This window comes from Desulfosporosinus acidiphilus SJ4 (assembly GCF_000255115.2).
GTDB classification, from domain to species: domain Bacteria; phylum Bacillota; class Desulfitobacteriia; order Desulfitobacteriales; family Desulfitobacteriaceae; genus Desulfosporosinus; species Desulfosporosinus acidiphilus.
In genome coordinates, this window is record NC_018068.1 from 1,405,095 (window position 1) to 1,425,901 (window position 20,807).

24 protein-coding genes are annotated in these 20,807 nt (G+C 39.1%); 18 read left to right on the forward strand and 6 right to left on the reverse strand.

Annotation, left to right across the window (positions count from 1 at the left end):
• Positions 1-2 precede the first annotated feature (2 nt).
• From DESACI_RS06420 to DESACI_RS23505, 8 genes are all read left to right on the forward strand, one after another.
• Positions 3-221 carry a DUF1858 domain-containing protein gene (locus DESACI_RS06420; protein WP_014826368.1) on the forward strand — a complete coding sequence of 73 codons (219 nt, stop codon included), beginning with the start codon at positions 3-5 and terminating at the stop codon, positions 219-221.
• A 15-nt stretch (positions 222-236) separates the two neighbouring features.
• The gene (gene ygiD, locus DESACI_RS06425; protein ID WP_014826369.1) at positions 237-1,007 is read left to right on the forward strand and encodes a 4,5-DOPA-extradiol-dioxygenase; all 771 of its coding nucleotides are present in this window, start codon (positions 237-239) and stop codon (positions 1,005-1,007) included.
• Positions 1,008-1,384: 377 nt separating this feature from the next.
• Entirely contained in the window at positions 1,385-1,822 is a 438-nt protein-coding gene (locus DESACI_RS06430) for a DoxX family protein (protein WP_014826371.1), read from the forward strand.
• Positions 1,823-1,834: 12 nt separating this feature from the next.
• Positions 1,835-2,227, forward strand: coding sequence for a (2Fe-2S)-binding protein (locus tag DESACI_RS06435; protein WP_014826372.1), 393 nt, complete (start codon positions 1,835-1,837; stop codon positions 2,225-2,227).
• 182 nt (positions 2,228-2,409) lie between these two features.
• Positions 2,410-2,505, forward strand: coding sequence for a CDGSH iron-sulfur domain-containing protein (locus DESACI_RS25075; protein WP_242833173.1), 96 nt, complete (start codon positions 2,410-2,412; stop codon positions 2,503-2,505).
• A gap of 362 nt (positions 2,506-2,867) precedes the next feature.
• A complete protein-coding gene (locus DESACI_RS06440) occupies positions 2,868-4,487 on the forward strand; it encodes a recombinase family protein (protein WP_014826373.1) in 1,620 nt (539 codons plus the stop codon).
• 13 nt (positions 4,488-4,500) lie between these two features.
• Positions 4,501-6,033, forward strand: coding sequence for a recombinase family protein (locus DESACI_RS06445; RefSeq protein WP_014826374.1), 1,533 nt, complete (start codon positions 4,501-4,503; stop codon positions 6,031-6,033).
• 169 nt (positions 6,034-6,202) lie between these two features.
• Positions 6,203-6,529, forward strand: coding sequence for a YmaF family protein (locus DESACI_RS23505; protein ID WP_014826375.1), 327 nt, complete (start codon positions 6,203-6,205; stop codon positions 6,527-6,529).
• 315 nt (positions 6,530-6,844) lie between these two features.
• On the opposite strand, the gene DESACI_RS06455 is transcribed toward DESACI_RS23505, so the two are convergent.
• The 3 genes from DESACI_RS06455 to DESACI_RS25390 form a co-directional block, all read right to left on the reverse strand.
• Entirely contained in the window at positions 6,845-7,273 is a 429-nt protein-coding gene (locus DESACI_RS06455) for a hypothetical protein (protein WP_014826376.1), read from the reverse strand.
• Between the two features lie 39 nt (positions 7,274-7,312).
• Positions 7,313-8,773, reverse strand: a complete 1,461-nt coding sequence (locus tag DESACI_RS06460) for an FTR1 family iron permease (protein ID WP_014826377.1) — start codon at positions 8,771-8,773, stop codon at positions 7,313-7,315.
• Positions 8,774-8,999: 226 nt separating this feature from the next.
• On the reverse strand, positions 9,000-9,134 hold the full coding sequence (locus DESACI_RS25390) for a hypothetical protein (RefSeq protein ID WP_014826378.1): 135 nt from the start codon (positions 9,132-9,134) through the stop codon (positions 9,000-9,002).
• 612 nt (positions 9,135-9,746) lie between these two features.
• On the opposite strand from DESACI_RS25390, the gene DESACI_RS06465 reads away from it, so the two are divergent.
• The 10 genes from DESACI_RS06465 (at position 9,747) to DESACI_RS25085 (ending at position 18,409) form a co-directional block, all read left to right on the forward strand.
• Positions 9,747-10,328 (forward strand): hypothetical protein, encoded by a 582-nt coding sequence (locus DESACI_RS06465; RefSeq protein WP_014826379.1) that lies wholly within the window; start codon positions 9,747-9,749, stop codon positions 10,326-10,328.
• Between the two features lie 22 nt (positions 10,329-10,350).
• Positions 10,351-11,469, forward strand: a complete 1,119-nt coding sequence (locus DESACI_RS06470) for an NAD(P)/FAD-dependent oxidoreductase (RefSeq protein ID WP_427846739.1) — start codon at positions 10,351-10,353, stop codon at positions 11,467-11,469.
• Between the two features lie 442 nt (positions 11,470-11,911).
• Positions 11,912-12,220: a hypothetical protein gene (locus DESACI_RS06475; protein ID WP_014826381.1), complete on the forward strand. Its 309-nt coding sequence runs from the start codon at positions 11,912-11,914 to the stop codon at positions 12,218-12,220.
• A gap of 132 nt (positions 12,221-12,352) precedes the next feature.
• Positions 12,353-13,714: an IS1182 family transposase gene (locus DESACI_RS06480; protein ID WP_014826382.1), complete on the forward strand. Its 1,362-nt coding sequence runs from the start codon at positions 12,353-12,355 to the stop codon at positions 13,712-13,714.
• Positions 13,715-13,947: 233 nt separating this feature from the next.
• The gene (locus tag DESACI_RS06485) at positions 13,948-14,721 is read left to right on the forward strand and encodes a SurA N-terminal domain-containing protein (RefSeq protein WP_014826383.1); all 774 of its coding nucleotides are present in this window, start codon (positions 13,948-13,950) and stop codon (positions 14,719-14,721) included.
• Between the two features lie 149 nt (positions 14,722-14,870).
• Entirely contained in the window at positions 14,871-15,089 is a 219-nt protein-coding gene (locus DESACI_RS06490) for an alpha/beta fold hydrolase (protein ID WP_041275987.1), read from the forward strand.
• A gap of 1,088 nt (positions 15,090-16,177) precedes the next feature.
• Complete coding sequence (locus tag DESACI_RS06495) at positions 16,178-16,621, forward strand: C-GCAxxG-C-C family protein (protein ID WP_014826385.1); 444 nt, start codon at positions 16,178-16,180, stop codon at positions 16,619-16,621.
• A gap of 181 nt (positions 16,622-16,802) precedes the next feature.
• Positions 16,803-17,294, forward strand: coding sequence for a DinB family protein (locus tag DESACI_RS25080; protein WP_014826387.1), 492 nt, complete (start codon positions 16,803-16,805; stop codon positions 17,292-17,294).
• 2 nt (positions 17,295-17,296) lie between these two features.
• A complete protein-coding gene (locus DESACI_RS06505) occupies positions 17,297-17,623 on the forward strand; it encodes a YnfA family protein (protein WP_014826388.1) in 327 nt (108 codons plus the stop codon).
• 627 nt (positions 17,624-18,250) lie between these two features.
• Positions 18,251-18,409, forward strand: a complete 159-nt coding sequence (locus tag DESACI_RS25085) for a TfoX/Sxy family protein (RefSeq protein WP_242833135.1) — start codon at positions 18,251-18,253, stop codon at positions 18,407-18,409.
• 404 nt (positions 18,410-18,813) lie between these two features.
• On the opposite strand, the gene DESACI_RS06515 is transcribed toward DESACI_RS25085, so the two are convergent.
• The 3 genes from DESACI_RS06515 to DESACI_RS25395 all read right to left on the reverse strand — a co-directional run bounded on the left by DESACI_RS06515 (position 18,814) and on the right by DESACI_RS25395 (position 20,730).
• The gene (locus DESACI_RS06515; protein WP_014826390.1) at positions 18,814-19,830 is read right to left on the reverse strand and encodes a hypothetical protein; all 1,017 of its coding nucleotides are present in this window, start codon (positions 19,828-19,830) and stop codon (positions 18,814-18,816) included.
• Positions 19,831-20,416: 586 nt separating this feature from the next.
• A complete protein-coding gene (locus tag DESACI_RS24445; RefSeq protein ID WP_014826391.1) occupies positions 20,417-20,587 on the reverse strand; it encodes a hypothetical protein in 171 nt (56 codons plus the stop codon).
• 20 nt (positions 20,588-20,607) lie between these two features.
• Entirely contained in the window at positions 20,608-20,730 is a 123-nt protein-coding gene (locus tag DESACI_RS25395) for a hypothetical protein (protein WP_014826392.1), read from the reverse strand.
• Positions 20,731-20,807: the final 77 nt, after the last annotated feature.

Genomic DNA, 20,807 nt, shown 5'->3' on the forward strand with positions numbered 1-20,807 from the left:
CAATGATTACAGGTCAAATGAAAATTACAGAAATCGTAGAAAAGTATCCGCAGTCCGTCGAAGTCTTTTTAAAACATGGCCTGCATTGTTTCGGATGCATGGCTGCCCGGTTCGAGAATCTTGAGCAAGGTGCAAGGGCTCATGGTATTGATGTAGCAAAGCTGCTCGAGGATCTCAATAAAGTGGTTGAACAGGATTATGGTTTGGTAAGAAAAGTTTAAAACGAGGTGTTGACTATGAATAAGATGCCTGTTGTGTTTGTTGGGCACGGTTCCCCGATGAACGCGATTGAGGATAACCAGTTTACACGGAATTGGGTTGAGATTTCCAAGCAGATTCCAAAACCCGAAGCAATTTTAGCGATATCCGGCCATTGGGTGACGGATGGAACTCGCATCAATGATGATCCCCATCCGGAAATAGTTCATGACATGTACGGTTTCCCTAGAGAACTGTATGAGGTTGATTACCGGCCAAAAGGGGCGCCGGAATTAGCCCATTTTACAAAAGATTTGATTTTGGGAAATGTGCAAACTGATAATAGCTGGGGCATTGATCATGGAATATGGTCCATCTTGAAAATCATGTATCCCGAAGCGGATATCCCTGTTTATCACATGAGCGTCAGCAGGAATGAGAATCCCGACTATCACTTTAATTTGGGTAACGAGCTAAAACCCCTACGAGACAAAGGGATATTGATTTTCGCTAGTGGCAATGTAGTTCATAACCTTGCACATATTAAATGGGATATGAAAGGCGGTTATGACTGGGCCGTTGAATTTGATGATTTTATCAAAGAAACAATATCCGAAAAGAAATATAGAAGTGTCATCGATTACCGGCTGGCGGGGGTGTCCGCCAAACTATCGGTACCCACATCAGAGCATCTTGATCCGCTGTTTTATATATTGGGTGCTGCGGATGAACATGATCAGCTCTCTATATACAATGATTCCTGTACCGTGGGTTCACTATCTATGACAAGTTATCTGCTTAAGGAATGAATAGATTAACGACTATGAATCAATCACCTCTTGCTAAAGAATTAATTTCTGTAGCAGGAGGTTTGTTTTATCCGTTAATGATACAAGTATCATGACTGAGCGAGAAGACTAACCTAACTTTCGTTATTCCAGTCCAAAATTAGGGGTCAAAAAACATTTCGACAACCAAATTCCAATTATCTCCGAAAAGATTACGTTTTCTTACTCCCTTAACAACTGGATTCTCAAAGTAGCCTGCGTCGCCTAGCTATAAAAATTTAACAAATACTTTTTTTATAACTCCCCTATCCTTTTAAAAATCTTTCCGTCTTAATATATGAAAGTAGGTTGGCGCCACCTATTATTTAAAAAACGTTAGTTTTAGAAGGAGCTTAAAAATGAAAAATAAAATATTCGCTACAGTTGAGTCCAATAGTTTCTTAATTTTGCGTCTTGCATTGGGAATTATCTTTTTCGCTCATGGAGCTCAAAAACTCCTGGGTTGGTTTGGCGGTTACGGGTGGACAGGCACTATCGGTTTCTTTTCTTCATTGGGTATTCCCGCTGCATTAGGCGGTTTAGCCATATTAACCGAGTTCTTTGGCGGGATCGCAATTATTCTTGGCTTTTTAACTCGTCCGGCTGCACTTGGGCTTGCCATTGTCAATTTGGTAGCCATAGCAAAAGTCCACGGGGCTAATGGGTTCTTCTTAAATGGCCCCACTAATTCCGGTATTGAATACGTTTTTGCGCTGTTCATGATTTCCCTCTTCTTGCTAATTAAGGGTGCAGGATTACTATCAATTGATAATGCCATTTCAAAGAAACTAAAATAACGGAGGATGAAAATGTTAAAATCACTCATTTCAAAAGTATTTTCTAAAGAACAAAGCCAAGTAGTATGTGGCTGTATGAAAGTCTCTGATCTGGACATTAAGAAGGCGATCAAGAATGGGGCGAGTTCCTTTGAAGAGGTTCAAGCCGTAACGAAAGTCGGAACCGGTTGCGGAAACTGTGTTGAGGGTAATAAAGTTTTAGTCAATGAGTTATTGTTGAAAAAGAAAATCGCTGAAAACCAAATTGTATGCGGCTGTAAGAAAGTCACTGCCAAAGATATCGTAAATGCAGTCAAGAATGGCGCCAAATCCTTTGAAGAGGTTCAAACCGTAACAAAGGTCGGAACCGGTTGCGGAAATTGCGTTGAAAGCAATAAAGCATTGGTAGCATTACTATTAAAATGATTAAAGATCATAGGAAAATTTAAAAAGAAGCTTGAATGATGGATAAACAGGGAATCGCTCAAAAATCCCCATCTCTTTAGATCTGAAAAAGAGCGAAACTTATTATTGGTGTACTTGCGGAAAAGTTCTACCCAATCGATCTGCGACGGAGAACATCAAGATACTTCTTTTACACTATTGGCATTTACGGAGTAGAGAAAGATGAAAATGCTTATCTCTGTGCTTGCAAGCTAACCAAAAATCCTCCTTATTGTGATAGGACACATAAAAATCTTTAAGCTTTGGTAGTAATTTAATCCCCTTAGAAACACCTATACCCTCCTATTCTAGAAATATCTTCTGGGAATGAGATCAAATTTTATTGCTCTATCCCAGACTTTCCGCTTTAAAAACACGCGGTGATTCTTTGAGAAACACCGCGTGTTTTTGTGTGAGGACGAAGTTTCGCAAATACGAAATTATGTTAATTCTTATACCGTTAAGTAGCTCCAGACACATAGAGGACTTAAATCAGGTCTCTGTTACTAAAACAATTAACTTGCAATCCACCCCGTACAAGAGCTATCATGTCCTACAACCAATGGTTGTAGGATATTTTTTACTACCAATATGTTCCCACAAACCTTGCTAGTGAAGGGAGTTGAGCAGCATAAAAAAGATACGTACCATTGATAAAGCGCCAGTCTTCAACAAACCTCTTAATAAACTCAGAGTTTGCGCCTACGTAAGGGTATCAACTAACCAAACCGAGCAGCAAGAAAGTTTTTCGGCCCAAGTCCAGCATTATACTTCCTATATAAATAGCAATCCTGAATGGATCTTTTCAGGCATTTATAGTGACCAGGGTATATCCGGTAAGAATGCAGCAAAACGACCAGAGTTTATGCGGATGGTACAGGATGCTGAGAATAGGAAGTTTGACATGATTGTTACTAAATCAATCAGCCGCTTCGCAAGGAATACAGCTGATTGCTTGGAAACCGTCCGAAAGCTTAAACTTCTTGGGATTGCAGTCCAATTTGAGAAAGAACAAATAAATACTCTAACCGCTGAAAGCGAACTTATGCTTAGCATTTTGAGCTCAGTAGCCGAGGAGGAATTGGCCTCAATTTCTCAGAACATGCATTGGAGCAACCAACGGCGATTTAAGAAAGGCAAGTTCTCAGTTAACACAAAACGTTTTCTTGGCTACGATAAAAACCATGATGGAAATCTTGTTATAAACGATGAACAAGCTGCCATAGTGAGACGAATTTTCAAGGACTATCTTTCGGGCCTTGGAGTTTCTCGAATAGCGAAAGGTCTTGAAGCAGATAGAGTTAAAAATATCTCCGGAAAGATTAAATGGGCCGAATCAAGCATTCGAGACATTCTTAAGAACGAAAAGTATTGTGGGGATGCCCACCTTCAAAAAACCATTACAACGGGCCTATATAATAGGAAGAGAAATTCTGGTGAAGCCCCAATGTACTATGTGAAGGATAGTCATCCGGTCATTATTAGCCGAGAGGATTTTGAAAAGGTTCAGGAATTAATGACGGAGAGGGCTAAATCGAAGGGCAATATTCAGGGTAACCGAGAGAAATACACAAATCGATATACTTTAACTGGAACTATTGTTTGCGGCCATTGTGGTAACACATTTAAAAGGCATATAGACAATTGTGGTACGGTAGCTGAGTCGGTTTGCTGGATTTGCAACACCTATATAATAGGGAGGAAAAATTCTTGTGGAGTAGGGAGGATTAAAGAAGAGACCATCAAAGGTTTGTTTGTCAGAGTGTTTAATCGGCTTTGTACTGATCGAGCCAAATTGTTAGGAGATTATAAGGCAAAATTGGAACGAGAAAAGTTAACTGAGTTAGATAATGAGCGCATCGCCAAGTTGGATGAGGAAATTGAGAAACTCATCAAACAGGAACGAGCGCTCTTTTTAATAGAAGCCAAGGGTTATGCTGACCACAATCTGGTGAAAAGTGAACACGAGGAATTGGTCAAAACCTTAACCCAAATTCAAACTGAACGATCGGATAGGATAGCTGAAATTAATAAGCGAGATAATCGAATGGCAAGAACTCTAGAACTTGAAGCTGTGCTTGAGGCACAGGGAGGAAACCTCACAGAATTCAGCGACGATTTGTACCGGAATATGGTTGAAAAAATAGTAGTCAAGGAACGAACTAAATTAATATTTCACTTAAAAAATGGCCTTGCTTTCGAGGAAACTTACGCCTTGAAGCGAGGTCACGATATTTTCTAAGGAGGTTTTATTAATGGCAACAGTAACAGTCATTCCAGCAAAACCGATGCAAGAATTGAAAGGTTTAGAGGCTACAGCAAAACTAAGAGTTTGCGCTTACGCACGGGTTTCCACGGATAATGAAGAGCAATTATCCAGTTATCAGGCGCAGGTTGAGCATTACACCTCATATATTCAGAACAATCCAGCTTGGGAATTTGTTGAGATTTTCTCGGATGAAGGAATTAGCGGCACGAACACTAAGAAACGTGAGGGCTTCAACCGCATGATTGATGAGTGTATGGCAGGTAAGATTGACATGGTCATTACCAAGTCAATTAGCAGATTTGCTCGGAACACTCTGGATACATTGAAGTATGTACGTCAGTTAAAAGAAAAGGGAGTCGCTATTTTCTTTGAAAAAGAGGTCGTTAATACGTTAGATTCCAAGGGAGAATTTCTAATAACTTTGCTCGGAAGCCTGGCACAAGAAGAGAGTTCCAATTTGTCTCAGATTACGAAGATGGGAATTAGTTACAGGTTCCAAGAGGGTAAGGTTTTAGTTAACCACAATAAATTCCTTGGGTACACCAAGGATGAACAGGGCCAGTTAGTTATTGTTCCAGAAGAAGCCGAGGTAGTGCGGCGGATTTATCGGGAGTTCTTGGATGGCAAAAGTCCATATAAAATTGCCAGCAATCTTCAAAAGGATGGGTTAATCACTGGGGCAGGCGGTACAAAGTGGTATGACAGTACGGTCATTGGAATACTCAAGAATGTGAAATATATGGGCGATGCACTGCTCCAGAAAACTTACACGGTAGATTTTCTAACGAAAAAGCGAGTAAAAAATACTGGACATGCTGCCCAGTATTATGTCGAGGATAGCCATGAGGCCATTATTAGTAAGGAAGAGTTTGCTGCGGTGCAGGCGGAGTTTGAGAGGCGGGCAAATATGCGGGGGTATTCCAAGACTGGTAAGAGTAAGTTCACAAGTGATTATGCTTTTTCCGGGAAGTTGTTCTGCGGGAATTGCGGTTCAAAATTCCGTCGCAGCAAATGGGGAAGCGGTAAGAATCTACAGATTGTCTGGATATGTATTAACCATCAAACAGGCGGCGATTGTGATATGAAGCCTGTTAAGGAGAAGGCGTTGGAGCAGGCATTTGTGCGGGCAATGAATAGAATTATAGCCAATAAAGAGGCCTATTTAACAGAAGAAACTACTGGCCCGCAGTTTGACTTTGAGGCTATTGATTCCAAGATAGATGAACTTCAGCAAGAGTTGATTGATGCGGTGCGGAATAACCAGGAATATTCAACTGCTGAAATTGAAAGGTTGCAAGCGCATAAGCAGAGGAGGAAGAACGATGAGGCCGAGAGGGCGTGGAAGGGCCGATTGGTAGAAGATTTCAAATCTTATCTAGATGCTAGGGACGGCAAGCCACTGGATAAGTTTGATGGGGATTTGTTTAGGAAGTTGGTTGAGAAGGTTAGGGTAGTGTCGATGGTGGAGGTGGATTTTGTGTTTAGGACGGTGATGGAGTTGAGAGAGGTTTTGAGCTAAAATGATCGACTTTCTAACTAAACTATATATTGGGTAACTTTTGGAGGTGTTTTTATATAATAAGCCAATATGTACCAGTTACTCATTACCAAGATCAAAAAATCGAAATATAAGTTACTCGTCACCCCCGTCCTGTTTGGAACATATTATGAAACAAAGGGGGGGCTTCTTGTATACTTCAGACTATCATGTACACTCTTATAATTCTCGCACTTCGTTAACTAATGGGCATATTCACTGCATGGATGGCATAACCGGAAATGGTATACCCTACAGTTCATCCCATGTTCATTACTACTGCGGTGTAACCACTTTTGATGACGGCCACGTGCATTACTATAGGGGAGCGACTGGCCCGGAAATTTATTTACCTGGTGGTGGCCACACCCATGCTTACAGCGGATGTACCACTCATGATTTTGCTCATGCCCATGCTTATAGTGGGCAAACTTCAAATGCAGACTTTCCACATCTATTTAATAAAGCCTATAAATAAAAAGCCCGGCTTAATGCCGGTAATACTTATGAACGTTAGACCATTAATTAATTTTGAGCTTTTTCCGGAAAGGTGTTCTGCGGGAATTGCAGAAGCAAGTTCTAGCGTATAAGTGGGGGAAGTGGTAAAAATGTGCAGATCATTGGATATGTATTAACCATCTCCTGGGTGGGAATGTAGATCGGAACATGTTACGCGAAATAGGTTACTCCAAATTTTTAGATTAAAGAACCCCGCTCAGAAAAGCTAAACGGGATTCTTTGAGAGTGTAAGGTGCTTTGTGTAATTGGTTTTACACGTTAATATTCTTTGTCTCTATTCCTTAGTGGATAATTCTTTCAAGGCTTTAGTCAATTCTCCATTCAATGTTCCGAGGGTTTGTTTATCCATCGGGCTTGCCTTAGAGCCTGCTATCGTTGGATCGAGATAGTCTTCGATCTTTTTATAGAGATCAGGATATTTCTGTTTTACATTGTCTTCAAATGGGCTCCAAGCATCTTCTAACTGCGGTCCAGTTTTCTTGACAGTTACTTCATCACCAGAATTAATAGCTGACTTTAAAGTATCTGTAATACTGAGCATCTTTGTTACTCCTGAATGAATTACCGTTGGTGTTGCTGTTTGATTTGACGATGTTTGAGAGATAGGATTTTGCGTTGAAGACGATGAGCTATTTGCGCACCCGGCAATGACAGTTAAACCAATAATTAGAGTTGATGCCAATATTAGACGAGTTGATTTCATTGATTATTCCTCCAAAATTTCATGTATTTATTGTATGAACTAATCTCCTAAGGGCTTTAACCGTTTCCAAAGAATCACGAAAAGAGCAATGATAACCAAAGCCAACTGAGGAATAGCACTCTGCCATGATGGATAAAGAGCTATAAAGTCTAGACTGGGTATACTTGAAGACGTAGTCGAGGGTATTGTACCAGCAAGTTGTAATCCATGGATCCCCATTCCAGTGAATTTAATACACAGGTAAAAAACGATGACACTGGATACCATGAAAAAGGGGCGGATCGGCAGCTTTAAGCCTAAGCGAATCATTAAATAAGCCAGAGCACTTAGAAATCCAAATCCAAGGACTAAACCAAGCACAAGTTCTCTCATGCTAATCTGATTGACCATACCTATAAAGAATAAGACTGTTTCTGTTCCTTCTCGAAAGACCGCTAAAAAAGCGAGAAGCCCCAGGGAAACCATTCGTCCAGTATCTAAAGCAGATGTGCTTTTTTGGCGAATGTATTTTTGCCAATCGGAGGCTTTGGATTGACTATGCAGCCAATAACTCATGTATAGGAGCATAACAGCCGCAAAAATACCAGTCCAGCCATTGATCAGGGCATTGTTATTACCAAATGCGCCTGAGGAGAATACAAACTTTACGATGATCGCGACCACGATGCTGAGAAGCAGCCCCCCTAAAACGCCAAGCCAAATCCATATGTTCCCCTTGGATTGCCCCGACTTCTTGACAAATGCCAGTAAAGCAGCAATCACCAAGAGAGCTTCAAGGCCTTCGCGTATTAGAATCATAGCGGCATCCCAAAAGGTATATCCCGATTTGCTTGCTAGTGGACTTAGGTAATTGATCATCTGATCCAGTAATTGAATTGCACGTTGATAATTTGGTGGATTTGCCGAAAGCATCGCATTGACAGTGACCATGTCTCTTTCGGAATCGCTATAAACGGCTGCGGATTGAGCAACTACAACGCCTTCCACACTAAGCCAGGAATCTCTTACTTTTGAAATTGCTTTGAGCGCTGTTTGCTGCTGCTGGTTTTGAGCTTTAAGCTTCGTTTGTTGTAAGAGAACTATGAAATCACTTAGTGAGATATTTTCTTGTTTAAACTGTTGCCCTTTGGGAAAATCACCATGGATAAATTTAAGATTTACAGTTTTGAGGCCTTGTAAAGCCAGGGTTATGCCTTCTTGTTTCTTTTGCATAAAAGCGTAATCCACTTGACCCATATTAGATTCAATCTCTTTATACGCCCCTCCGGATTCCCGTTTTACTCCATCTTCGATTTGACCCCACATGTCATGGAACTTCTGATAGCTTTGTTTTGCTTCTGATAAGTATCCTTGATCTGCCTCAGACATTGCTTGATCTATAAAGATTTCGGCTTGAGTCATGTTGTTTGGTGTTTGAGTTGATGCCAATAATGTGATAGGACGAAACGTTGTTACCAGAATCGCTACAATCAATAGTGAAATTTTAATTGCCCGAGTCATTATGTACCCCCTTTATATAATTGAATATGATAACTGTTCTCAATTAAAAAGATAACACTTTAATTCTAATTATGTCAATGGTTTTAGTTGGAAATAACTGCATTGAAGTTCTGCTCATATAAATATTATGTAATGAAACTAAGCAAATTTTGAGGGAATACCTTCAATTGAAATGACTCACCCCGAGATATTTCGGTTGGTGAGTCATTTTAATTGAAAGGACCAATTATTCAGTGGGAATTGCTTTTACGGCAACCATAGCTTTTGCCAACGGACATTCATCAAAATGGTTATCTCCGCAATGGTGACAAAGTTCGATAAGAGCCGCAAGAGCCTTTTCCTTTTTAGCAGCATCAAACATTTAAAATCCCCCCCTCACTACGACTTCATCTATTTGACGGAGCAGAGAGGGAAAAGATAGTCATCGTTAGCAATTTTTTTTACTCAATGCCTTTGGCAGTAAGAGAAAATGTTCCTGTGGTACCATATTGGTTTTTAGATGAAAGGATTTTCCTTAATAATGACCTTGCTTTGTGTAATCGCCATTTAAAGTGTGACTTAGTCCAAGGCTACTATTTCTATAAACCTATGACTGACAACGAGATAGAAAGCATTTTAATTGAAATGGCAACATTAAATACTTGATGCAAAATCGGCCTCATCAAATATACCTGGGTGAAAGCGTATGAGTAAGGTAATCTAAGAAGAAAACGGCTAAGGGATTTGAACCTCTTGGCCGTTTGATTTTTGAGGAAAAGACTAGTATTAAAGATTAACTCTAGGCCTCCTAGGTTATAGGTGTAGCTCTGTTCTTGCAAAGAATTTTGAAGTCACACGTAACATTATAATTAGAGTTTGTCTTATTATGTAGGAGTATGAAGTATATAATTTCTTTTGATTGTGGCATATAGTACCAAAATAAAATATTAACCGAAGGAAATGCTAATTAGAAATATTATAGGGAGGTTAAGAGATGACGTTCTTCAAAACAAAAGATTCAGTCGTTACTGGGCTTCTTGGAGGGCTTGTAGGGACTCTTTTTATGGATATAACAAATGCAGTGATCTACAAGGCGGGGGGGACCGAGAAACTTTATGGCCATTTAGCAGGTCAATTTTTTGTAAGCCCATTAAGGACAAATCAACGAAAAAATTATGTTTTAGGTGAACTATTACATTTTTCGGTTGGGTCTGTTTTCGGATTGCCTACAATGTATATGCTTAAAAAGACTGGTAAGGATCATTATTTGTCCAAAGGTTTGGTCACTTCCATGTTGACATGGGGGCTTCTTTATACGGGTGGACAAAAGATTGGCCTATTTAAAAAGCTTCGTTTTACGAAGACTCATTATTCTGCAGCTTTTAACAATGTTATTTACGGTTTGGTTTCAGCTAAGACCATGGTGAGTCTTGCGGACCCAACTATGTTTCATGATAAAAAACAATCAGTAAATATTACCATCAATACATCCCAAAATAGAGATGACATAAAATTGCTTCAGTATCAGCCATCGGATGACCCAACTAAGACTTATATGGTTAATTTGCAAAATTAAACGAAAGAGAAATTTGGAGGATATGACATTGAAAGTTGCTATAATGGGAGCTGGTCTATCTGGATTGGCTTGTGCGATAACATTAGAAAAAAACGGAATATATCCGACCATTTTCGAGAAAAGAAGTCAGGTCGGAGATCGATTTGTTAACGGTGAAGCATTTTTACCTGCTTTGAATAGACCCATCAATGATTGTTATGCTTTTTTAGCAGAAGAACATGGCATATACTTACAACCATTAAGCAATATAAAAAAGATTAGTCTATTTTCCGAAAATAACCAAGCTTCCTTGCATGGTCATTTAGGCTTTTTAAATGTACGGGGAAGAGATTATGACTCCTTAGAATGTCAATTATCTAGGCAAGTTAAGTCGGAAATAATATTTAACTCGGAATATACATACGAAAACTTACTACAAGATTACACACATATTGTTGTAGTCACTGGTGATGCGGCTTACACCGCGAAAATTCAGGATTTTCAACAAGAATTAACAGTCACTCTAAGAGGGGTTACGGTCGAAGGGAAATTTGATAATCGCCATGTAGGAATTTGGCTCAATTATTCTTTGGCCCCTCAAGGGTACGGTTATTTACTCCCTTTTTCCGAGAAGGAAGCCACTATTACTTTAGGATATCCTGATTATACTCATAATCAAAGTTTGGATATAGATTCCCTTTGGTCCCAATTTTTTGTAAGAGTATGTAAAGATTATAAACAGGAATTCAGAGTAACTGATAAGTTTGAAGTGACTCGATATATTATGGGGATTTGTCATAATCCCCGGATCGGTAATACTTTTTTTGCTGGTAATTGTTTTGGAGCCATGATGCCTGCATTTGGATTTGGACAACTTCCTGCAATACTCTCTGGAATTTATGTGGCTAAGGATTTGTGTGGACTTGGTCATTACGAAGAACTTGTAAAACCTTTAAGACAGAGCTATAAGAATTCTCTAGCAATTCGTCGGGTTTTGGAAAGCTTTGATAACCATAAGCTGGACACTTTGGTTAAAGTAATCAATTCAGAGGTAGCAAACAAATTAATCGACAGCTCGAGAATTAATCTTCTTAAGATGTTAGGGTTTTTGTTACGACCTTATTTAATCACGGGTGCTCGAAATAACCTCCAAAAGAAATAGGTAAAGGCAATATGTGTTTTCTAAACCGACAAATCGCACACCCGAGGCACGTCGAGACCGTGACTAGTTTGAGAAAACAGACACTCTGAAGGCCGCTCCACAGGCGGCTTCTAAAATAGGGGTTTAAATTGTATAGTAACCAAACTAAGCTCCCCTTGAGACTGTTATTGATTTTGAAAACAGTTAGAGCTTAGAATAGCCAGATTGTTCCATATTTTATGGATGGTCTGGCTTTTTGCTCTTAATGTATTAATTTGACGATTTTAAAGGAGATAAAGGGAGAATGTGGAAAATATATATTATCAATCCGGAACCTACTATGGCAAAATGTATTATTAGGAGATTCAATATAATTAAATCAGTATGAGTACAGAGAAGGTGTTAATAATGGGAGTAACCCTACATTGATACCAATTCACTAACCAGGAGCGTAGGGGAACGGTTGATTATAAAAGGACTAAACCTTGAGAATATTTATTTCGCCCACTTTGGGAAAGCAAAAGGGGCATCTGAAATTCTTGCCCTTAACATTGAATTGCTAGAGGCATATGAATCTATCGGTCAACGAGTTTTGGCTTCAGGTGGTACTACTAAAGAACTTAAGGAATCTTTGTTGGAACTATTCAAGGGTGAATTGGCTAATTCCAGGGTTAAAGATCGTCGACAGTCATTGTTAAAATTTTTTGGGTTGGATATGGACCTTAACTCACAGGGAATTTATTATTATTTTAATAATCTCAAAAAAAACTAATTGAGTTAGTTTCATAATTCATACCCCTTGATATAAGCGGGCTTTTTACCCGTAAAAAAAGGAGTACCTCCCCAAAATCTCGAAAGTGTAAGTGACCAAACAAACACCGAGAGGTTGAAAGGAGAACTCCCAATGTTTAGTATTCGCCAAGAACGTCTATTTTCCTTGGAAGAAATCTTAGAAATGTCACCGAAAGAATCGTATCCGCTTCTATTGGAACCGCTGAATATTACTCCTTTGTTGAGAGTGGTTTCAAAAAGGGCATTTTTGGGAGCTCCAACCACGCTTAACTATTCAGCCATGATCTATTCTTTATTCATTCGAGTGATCGAACGAATTCCTACGATCAAAGATTTACGAAAACGATTAAAAAACAGCTTGGAATTCCGTTTCGACTGCGGCTTTACGATGGCTGATGCAGTTCCTAGCGAGTCCTCTTATACTCGAATGATTCAAAAAATCAAGGGTTCTTCTGCTTTGGAAAAAATTCAAAATGAACTAGTCTCTCAGGCGTTTCAAGAAGGCTTCATCGATGGGGATGTTATAGCCATCGATGCTACTCATATTGAAGCGAGAGACCGTAAACCTGAGAAAAAGAAAGACGAAGAGATTCCGGTCAAGCAAACCTCCAAAAAACGCGGACGAAAACCCAAATCGGAACGGGAGAAATGGCTCAAAGAACAACAGGAACTGGAAGAGAATCGACCCCTCTTTGAGAAGAAAATTGAAGCTCAACTTCCTCTTGATTTCAAGACGATCGAACAGCAAATCCCGCAAGATCCTCACTGGGGAATTAAGAAAAACTCCGAGGGCAAAAACGTCTTTTGGTTCGGGTTCAAAGGTCATCTTCTCGTGGACTGTAAAAGCCAATACATTTTAAAGTCCTTACTTTCCTCGGGAAATGTCAATGATGGCAAAATGGCGATTCCTCTACTCAAGGCTCTTCATGAACTTCACCCCCAGCTGAAGCCTTCCTATTCGCTTTTGGATGCTGGTTACGATTACAGCTCAATTTACCAACAAGCAAAAGCCATGGGGTCAAGGGCCCTGATTGATTACAATCCACGCAATGAACAACTACCTGAAGACAAGGACAAATACTTTTGCCCTAAGTGTCAAGAAGGTCATTCCTACCGATATGATAGCTATGATTCCCGATACGACACGTTGAAATATACTCAACCCAAGGAGTGCAAAGAGTGTCCTCTGAAAGAAAACAACCAGTGTCAAAAGGTATTCAAGGTTAAGGTTTCCTCAGACCCCAGAAAATACACCGTTCCAGCCAGAGGAAGTGGGCGCTACTTTGAACTCTATAAACAGAGAACAGCCGTAGAACGTGTTAATGCTTATCTCAAAGAGTACTTTCAGTTAAACAACATTCGACATCGAGGAAACGTAGCCAAAGTCGATTTCGAGTTTTCTATCCTGACCTATACCCTCTGCAAATTAGCCGTAGACCGATTGAACAAGTTCAAACGTATAGCTGCAGCATAAATCTTCAAAAAATGTTACTAACGAAATTCTGAAGGTCTGAGCTTTAACAATTAAACATTATGAAATTGACTCAATTAATAACTAATTACCACCGCCCCTTCCCCAAGTTCAAGAAGCCGCCTGGTATAAATGTAAGCTGGGGGTAGGGCTGAGGTGGGTCTTCTAGCTGGAAGGCATTTGGGTTTGGGGTTCGTAAGGAGTGAATGTTTTGATAGAAAAGAGGGATTTAGTTGATGAAGAGAATTTTATTATCTATTGTACTTTCACTTCTGTTTAGTCAAATTTTAATCGGTTGTGGTCAAAAAGTTGAACAACAAGCCCCAACAAACATACTTAAATCGGTACAAAGCATGAAATCACAGAGTAATAACCATACCCAAATAGTTCAGGCCACTGTCGGAATTACTACGAACATAGCAATTCCCGACCTTAAGAATATAAAAAATACAAAGTATCCAGATATAGTTGCTGAGGTGGGGGACACAAAAATAACGGGTTTGCAGCTAACGAGGGGAGTAGCAATTAAGCAGAATGCCTTTGTTAACAATATCAAAATGCCACAGGATGAATCTTTCTACGAAAAAATAGCATTGGGTCTTCTTGTAAAAAATGCGTTAATTGATACTGAGGTAATGCGCCAAGGATTGCAGGTAACTCCAGACGAGGCTAGATCGTATTTGGAACAACAGAAAAAATCTATGGATTCACTACCAGAAAGCGACCCTGCGAAAGAAGCGTATACAAAAACAATAAATGACAATGGTTTTAGTACTTCCACGGATTACATCGATTCTCCCGAAACGATAAAATTTACGCAAATTCTTTTAGGAAGAGTGAAACTTAGAAACTTAGTTTTACACTCGATTCCAGCCGGGCAGAATGAGGCTTATAAGGCATGGCAAGATTATACGGATAAGCTGATTAATCAAGGCAATTACAAAATATTTATCCCTGTTGATATAAAGGGTTACCAACAATTAGAGGAGAAAGCCGCCCAAGGAAAATAGAGAAAGTTATATTACGCCGCCTTGCGCCCCGCTAACCTCAAGAAGAAATAGCCGCCACTAATAAAGCCTAGCCAGCAGAGTCAACCCACCGAACTCCTTCAATCCCGCAGGATGGATGTCCTTACCAAAGTTATGACTGTTGTGACCGATTGAATCAAATAAAAGTACCGACGTTAATTTTGCATGGAGAAAAAGATAAGATTGCTCCTCTAGCTCTTGCAGAAGAGATGCACACGGGAATAACAGGCTCGAAAATATCTCTATTTAAGGGTGGTCATTATTTTTTTATGTTAGAAAGTAAAAAATTCACCGATAGCGTAATAGAGTTTTTGGATAACTTTAATGTAGCATGCCCCATTGAATATTGATATGAACAATCTTCCGCCTTAATCTCCGACTAATACATCGATACTAAATCCCCACGCTCGTTGCGCTTTGCTAAGTTCAAGAAGAAAGCCTAGCCAGCAGTTAAGTAGCGAGTCAATTCCCCACCCACTTTCTCAAAGAAGGCCACTTTCGAAGGTTGGTTGGGCGGGTTGAGGGTGAAAGGGATATTGGTTGACTTGATGTGTGGGTTGATGGTTGGTGGAAAAGTATGAATAAAGGGCATTACTAATTAAAATTTAAACGAAGGTTTTTAATGTTATAGTTATAGAAAAACTGAAAGTAGAAGATATCCCGGAGTTATTGGAACTGTATAATACTGTATAATACTCTTATTCCATTTGAAGCTTCCTTAAAAAAATCACTTGAAACATATAATGAACCTGGTGGCTGAGGGATGCGGCACATGGGAGCCTTAAAAAGACGGTAGTTTTCAAGGTCTATTTAGAATGGTTGGGTTAATTGATAGAGGTTGACTAAGATGAGATTTATTTATTTACCGGAGCGCTTTGCGTTTCCGGTTTTGAAATTTTTGAATTATTTATGCAGGAAATACTGGATAATGGTGGAATTACTTTTAATAAGGGTATTTCGATATCCAATTGTTTTATATTAACTTATTTGGGTATTTTCTATGTGCATCCTTTTTTTATTTTAGGTTACCCTATTTAGAGGTTATCATTTTATCTAAGGATAAGGAGGGCTCCAAATTATGGGTAACAATAATGATCAAGACACTGGAAATGGTCCGGGAAAAGGACAAAGTAAAGGGGCTGGACCACGAAAAGGAAAAGCAAAAGGAAAAGGGTAACTACAGATCGTCGAACAAGGGCCGAAAAGAAATACCAAAAGTAACAATAATTAACATGGTGACTAACGTTTGACACATGATGCTCTAGAAACATTCTAGGGCATTTTTCGATAAGCACGAAGTAAACTGGATCATTAGTTAGTTGACGCTGAAATAGGCGTCTTTTTTGTAATTAAAGAAGGAAGTCTAATCACAAATGAAGAACTGTACTCTGGTAGATTTAGGTATTGTTTAAACAGAAGAGTTGAAAGGAGTCATTTAATGAGATCAGATAAAGCAGTCGATTGCTTTTTATCGGGATTTAATTGCGCTCAAGCTGTATTTTCTACATACTCTGATGACTTAGGATTAACAACGGAAATGGCAAAAAAGATTGCCAGTAGCTTTGGGGCCGGTATGGGATATATTGGAGAAACATGCGGTGCTGTAACCGGAGCCTTTATGCTGATTGGGTTGAAATTTGGAAAAGTCAATGTAGAAGATAATGAGGCAAAAGCTAAAACTTATGATCTAGTCCAAGAGTTTACGAGAAGATTTACATCTATTAATGGTGGAGTAAAGTGTAAAGAGTTACTAGGCTTTGACCTTTCTATTCCGGAGGATCTTAATGTAGTAAAAGAAAAGCAGCTTTTCGATATACTTTGTCCCAAATTTGTTAAGAATTCGTCTGAAATAATCGAAGAATTATTAGAGATACCAGATTAATGTTGGTAATGGTAGTTACCGAGTTTTAAGGAGGCAATCCATGATTAGCAAGAGACAATTAATTGAACTTTACAAATATGACGAATGGGCAAACTTTAAGTTGTTGGATATTATAAGTCAGCTAAACAATGAGGAGTTTATTCAAGACTAATCAAGTAGCTTTAACTCAATTAGAGATACAATGGTACATATTTTAGGTGCGGAAGAACTCTGGCTGTCACGGTGGATGAGGGAACAAGGCCGAACCTTATTAAACTCAGACGATTTTCCTAATAATGATTCACTCGTCAAACGATTGGGGGATTTTGGGAAACTGATTAATTATTTTTTAGATTCTCTTACTGAAGATGAGTTAGTAAAAGAAATAGGTTATAAGTATCTAAAAGGAATACCATATTCTTTAGAATTGTGGAAGCAAATGCTCCATCTTATTAATCGCATGGGGGCGGTAGAAGGCAATTTGATACCAGGTTATTTCCTCAGCCATAATGCTTTACATTATTATAAATTCGGCGGAGTTGCCTTTCTCTGTGTTACTAATATATTTGGCAAAGAAGTACCAGTCGAGCATAATAAGAGTACTTTGGGCGACGAATATTATTATTGGATTAGTTGTTGTTTCAAATATCATTATGTGTTTTATCCAACAGTATCAGATGTGAAGGAGAAATAATTGTGGCCAACGCAATATTGCTATTTGTTCTTGCAGGTTTTGCCGAAATTGGGGGAGGATACTTAATATGGCTTTGGCTTAGGGAAGCAAAACCATTGTGGTATGGACTTTTGGGAGGAATAATTTTAGTCATTTATGGCATCATACCTACATTGCAAAAGTTCCCAAATTTCGGTAGAGTTTATGCTGCCTATGGAGGGATCTTTATATTTTTAGCAGTATTATGGGGTTGGGGCATTGATAAGAAATTACCTGATCAGTGGGATTGGATAGGAACAGTAATTTGTTTAGTTGGTGTATCAATTATGCTTTGGGCACCACGTCATTAAATATAATTTGACTCAGCTTAATTGCGCGTACAAATTCAGGTAGGTATTAGATATGAAGGAGCAACGAATTGGAATACATAGTCACAAGATGGGCAGATAGTCTGGCAACTGCAACTCAACAGGCGACTATAACTGTGACTATTAATGCGGAGACAAGTCGGATACGACTATTTAATATACAAATCTTTTCGGATCATGTATGGTTTTAAGCTACATGATTATGCAAAGAACAAAGGAATATCGGATCCAATGTAAAAAGCCTAGGCATTTACCTAGGCAAAAACCATTAAGCTGCTGCAGAGGCTGCGACCAATCTCAATAATGCGACCAAAAAGCCTAAGAATCCTAAGAATCCTAATAGCCCATAAATCCAAAAAATAGGCATTCCCGTTCACCTCCTCCTCATTTAGAGTCCCCATAAGAATTAGAAGCTTCTTGATGTATACTATTCAGCATGTCCCTTTGGTGTTCATAGGTTAATGTTAGCCCGCCCATCCCCAGATTCGGGAAGGGCGTCACTTTTCTTGGTAAAGTGGTACCGAGGTGAATTGAAGGATGTGCTGGGTGGGATGCATTAAATTCGCGTGGAAACGAGAGCCTGATAAACCCCAATACTGGAGGAACATCATGGCAGTTAGCGAAGGTTACAAAGAATATGTAGTAGACCAACTTGGAAAATTAGGTTATGTTACGGTCAAAAAGATGTTTGGCGGTGCTGGCATTTATTATGATGGTTTGATTTTTGGAATACTAGTCGATGACATTCTATATTTTAAAGTTGATTAGTCAGATTATCAAATGGCAGGAATGAAACCATTCAAACCATTTGATGACAAACCCATGGTAATGCCATATTATGAGGTTCCCGTTGATATTTGGAAAACAGAGAACAGTTAGCGGAATGGGCCGTGAAAGCTTTATTGGTATCTAGAAATAATCCCACTAAGCCTAAGAAGCGCAAAAGGGGAAAGGCTCTGATTATTGGCTAAAATAGTCAGCCTATCCTACGCCATCCCTCCCTTTTCCTTAACATGTTGGAATTAAGAATGTAATTGAGTTAATCTTTCACATTGATAGCTTAACAAGTCAAGCTGGGAGATTCCTGAGAATGACATGGGACTTATGTCCTATTTTTATTTCATAAAACGATAAATGAATAGGTCGAGCTCCATCCAAATAGCTGGAACATATCAAAGGGATTTTATAAAGCTATTCTGGAAATTATTAATTGAACTCTTAAAAGTGTTTGAAAAGTCTGTGTTCACATTTTTGGTCTTAAGATTTTGTATAAAGGCTTTATAAGTGGATGTACCATAATTTTTTACAAGTTGTTCGACGGCCATGAAATCTTCATATTCAACATTGTATTGGGCATTGAGAATATCATTTTCCGAAGCAGACAAAGGCAGAAGAGATCCATTTTTTGCAGCGTTTCTTACATCGGTTTCATAATAGGCCATTTCTAAAGATGTTTTTTGGGAGTTAACTTTTTGCATAGCCATGAGCCCAATACGCCAAGCAGTCCCTTCGTTGATCCAAGTTGGCAGCTCATTACCATAACCTTGACTTGCCGCACATGCATGGAAAAGCTCGTGACTGAGGACATTCGCTAGGTCACTCTTGTCCTGTAGATTATATAATGGAATCCAAATTGAGGTATCGACAGTTAATCCTCCGGTATCTTCAACGATGGATTGTATGGAGCTCGAATCAACCCCGGCTTTTCTTAGGGAGTTAGCATAGGTCCTAGGTGATGAAAATAAGGCAATTTGAATGTTTTTAGCTGGGGATAAACCAACAACAGTATTGAGTGTTGGTAAAGAAATAGTTTTAATAATTTGATTTGCCATAGTTAGACGTGAAGTTGACACTCCCGTATCACCGGCACTAATGTAGATGTTTGATGCGACAATTTGACTTGTCACATTTTTAGTAGAAGGTAAATTCTGTATCTTTTTTGCGATACGCTCTATCTGTCGATGTCTAATTATAAGACGATTTCTGTTTCGTGAGGTGGAATTATAGGCTGAGTTATTGCTCTGTTGGTTATTTTGGGTTGTGATCGGAGCTGACTGAGTTCCTTTCCAGAGCGTTTCAAGGGAGCTTAGAGAAGGAAGGTTACCATGAAATATGGATGAGGTGATAAGCACTATGGAAGTTGCTATGATTTGAATGAATTTCAATATACTATTAACTACACTGATCATGCTTTACTCCTTTTCAAGAAGAATGAGTTTCTGTATCCATATCATTAATGTTGTGCATGAAAAAATGAAGATGTTGTTTTTTTCATGGCTAGAGTCATAACAGATGACTGGAGAAAATCAGCAAGCCAAAACACGTAAACCGAAGGGTAAATAATCAGGCCAGCATATCCCAAGCTTTCATAATGCATCTGTATATTGAGCCGTTTCAGACACTCGTAGTCGATTATGAGAATATAAGGCCAAATAATATGAGATTTTTACTGTGCTGAAAAGATTATATTATTCTTAGCTTAAAATTTGCTGAGAACAAAATGGCAAAGATCACAGAAGAATGGTTATTGCTGCAAATATATTAATTGGCTTCAGCTTATAAAGTACTGAGGCCGCTTTTTTAATAACAAACAAATACTCCCACCATTGTTGATGAGAGTTAAAAGAAGGTAAAAGGTTCGCCAATTAACCCCTATGCCTAAGAGCCTTTCAAAATTCCTACAAATAATTGAAAAGCCGCCCCACAGCAAGGGCGGCTTAATAGAATATCACATTCGAATAAATCTGGTTATAGGAAGGATGGCAGCCGTTGAACTTAGAAAATCACGCCTAAAGCGATAAGAATCAAAATAGCAATAGCGATAATTCCTACGCCGACCCCAGCCCCAACACCAGTCACAGGAGCTACGGGACGAGGACAACATGCTCCACCCAATCCGTAACCTGCTGCACCACTATAACCCATACCATAGGCCATTCCGTACATCAATTTTCCTCCTTCCTTAATTAAAATACGATACCCATTGCAATAAGCAGAAGAATAATTACAACAACTACACCGATTCCCGCGCCAAATCCAACACCTGTTCCACAAGCAGCGCCATCGACGCCAACTCCGCCAAATGCCATTGACTTTTCCTCCTTTATTTAGAGATAGCACATAATATGTTCGGATTGGAATATATGGAACAATATGGGTGCGGAAA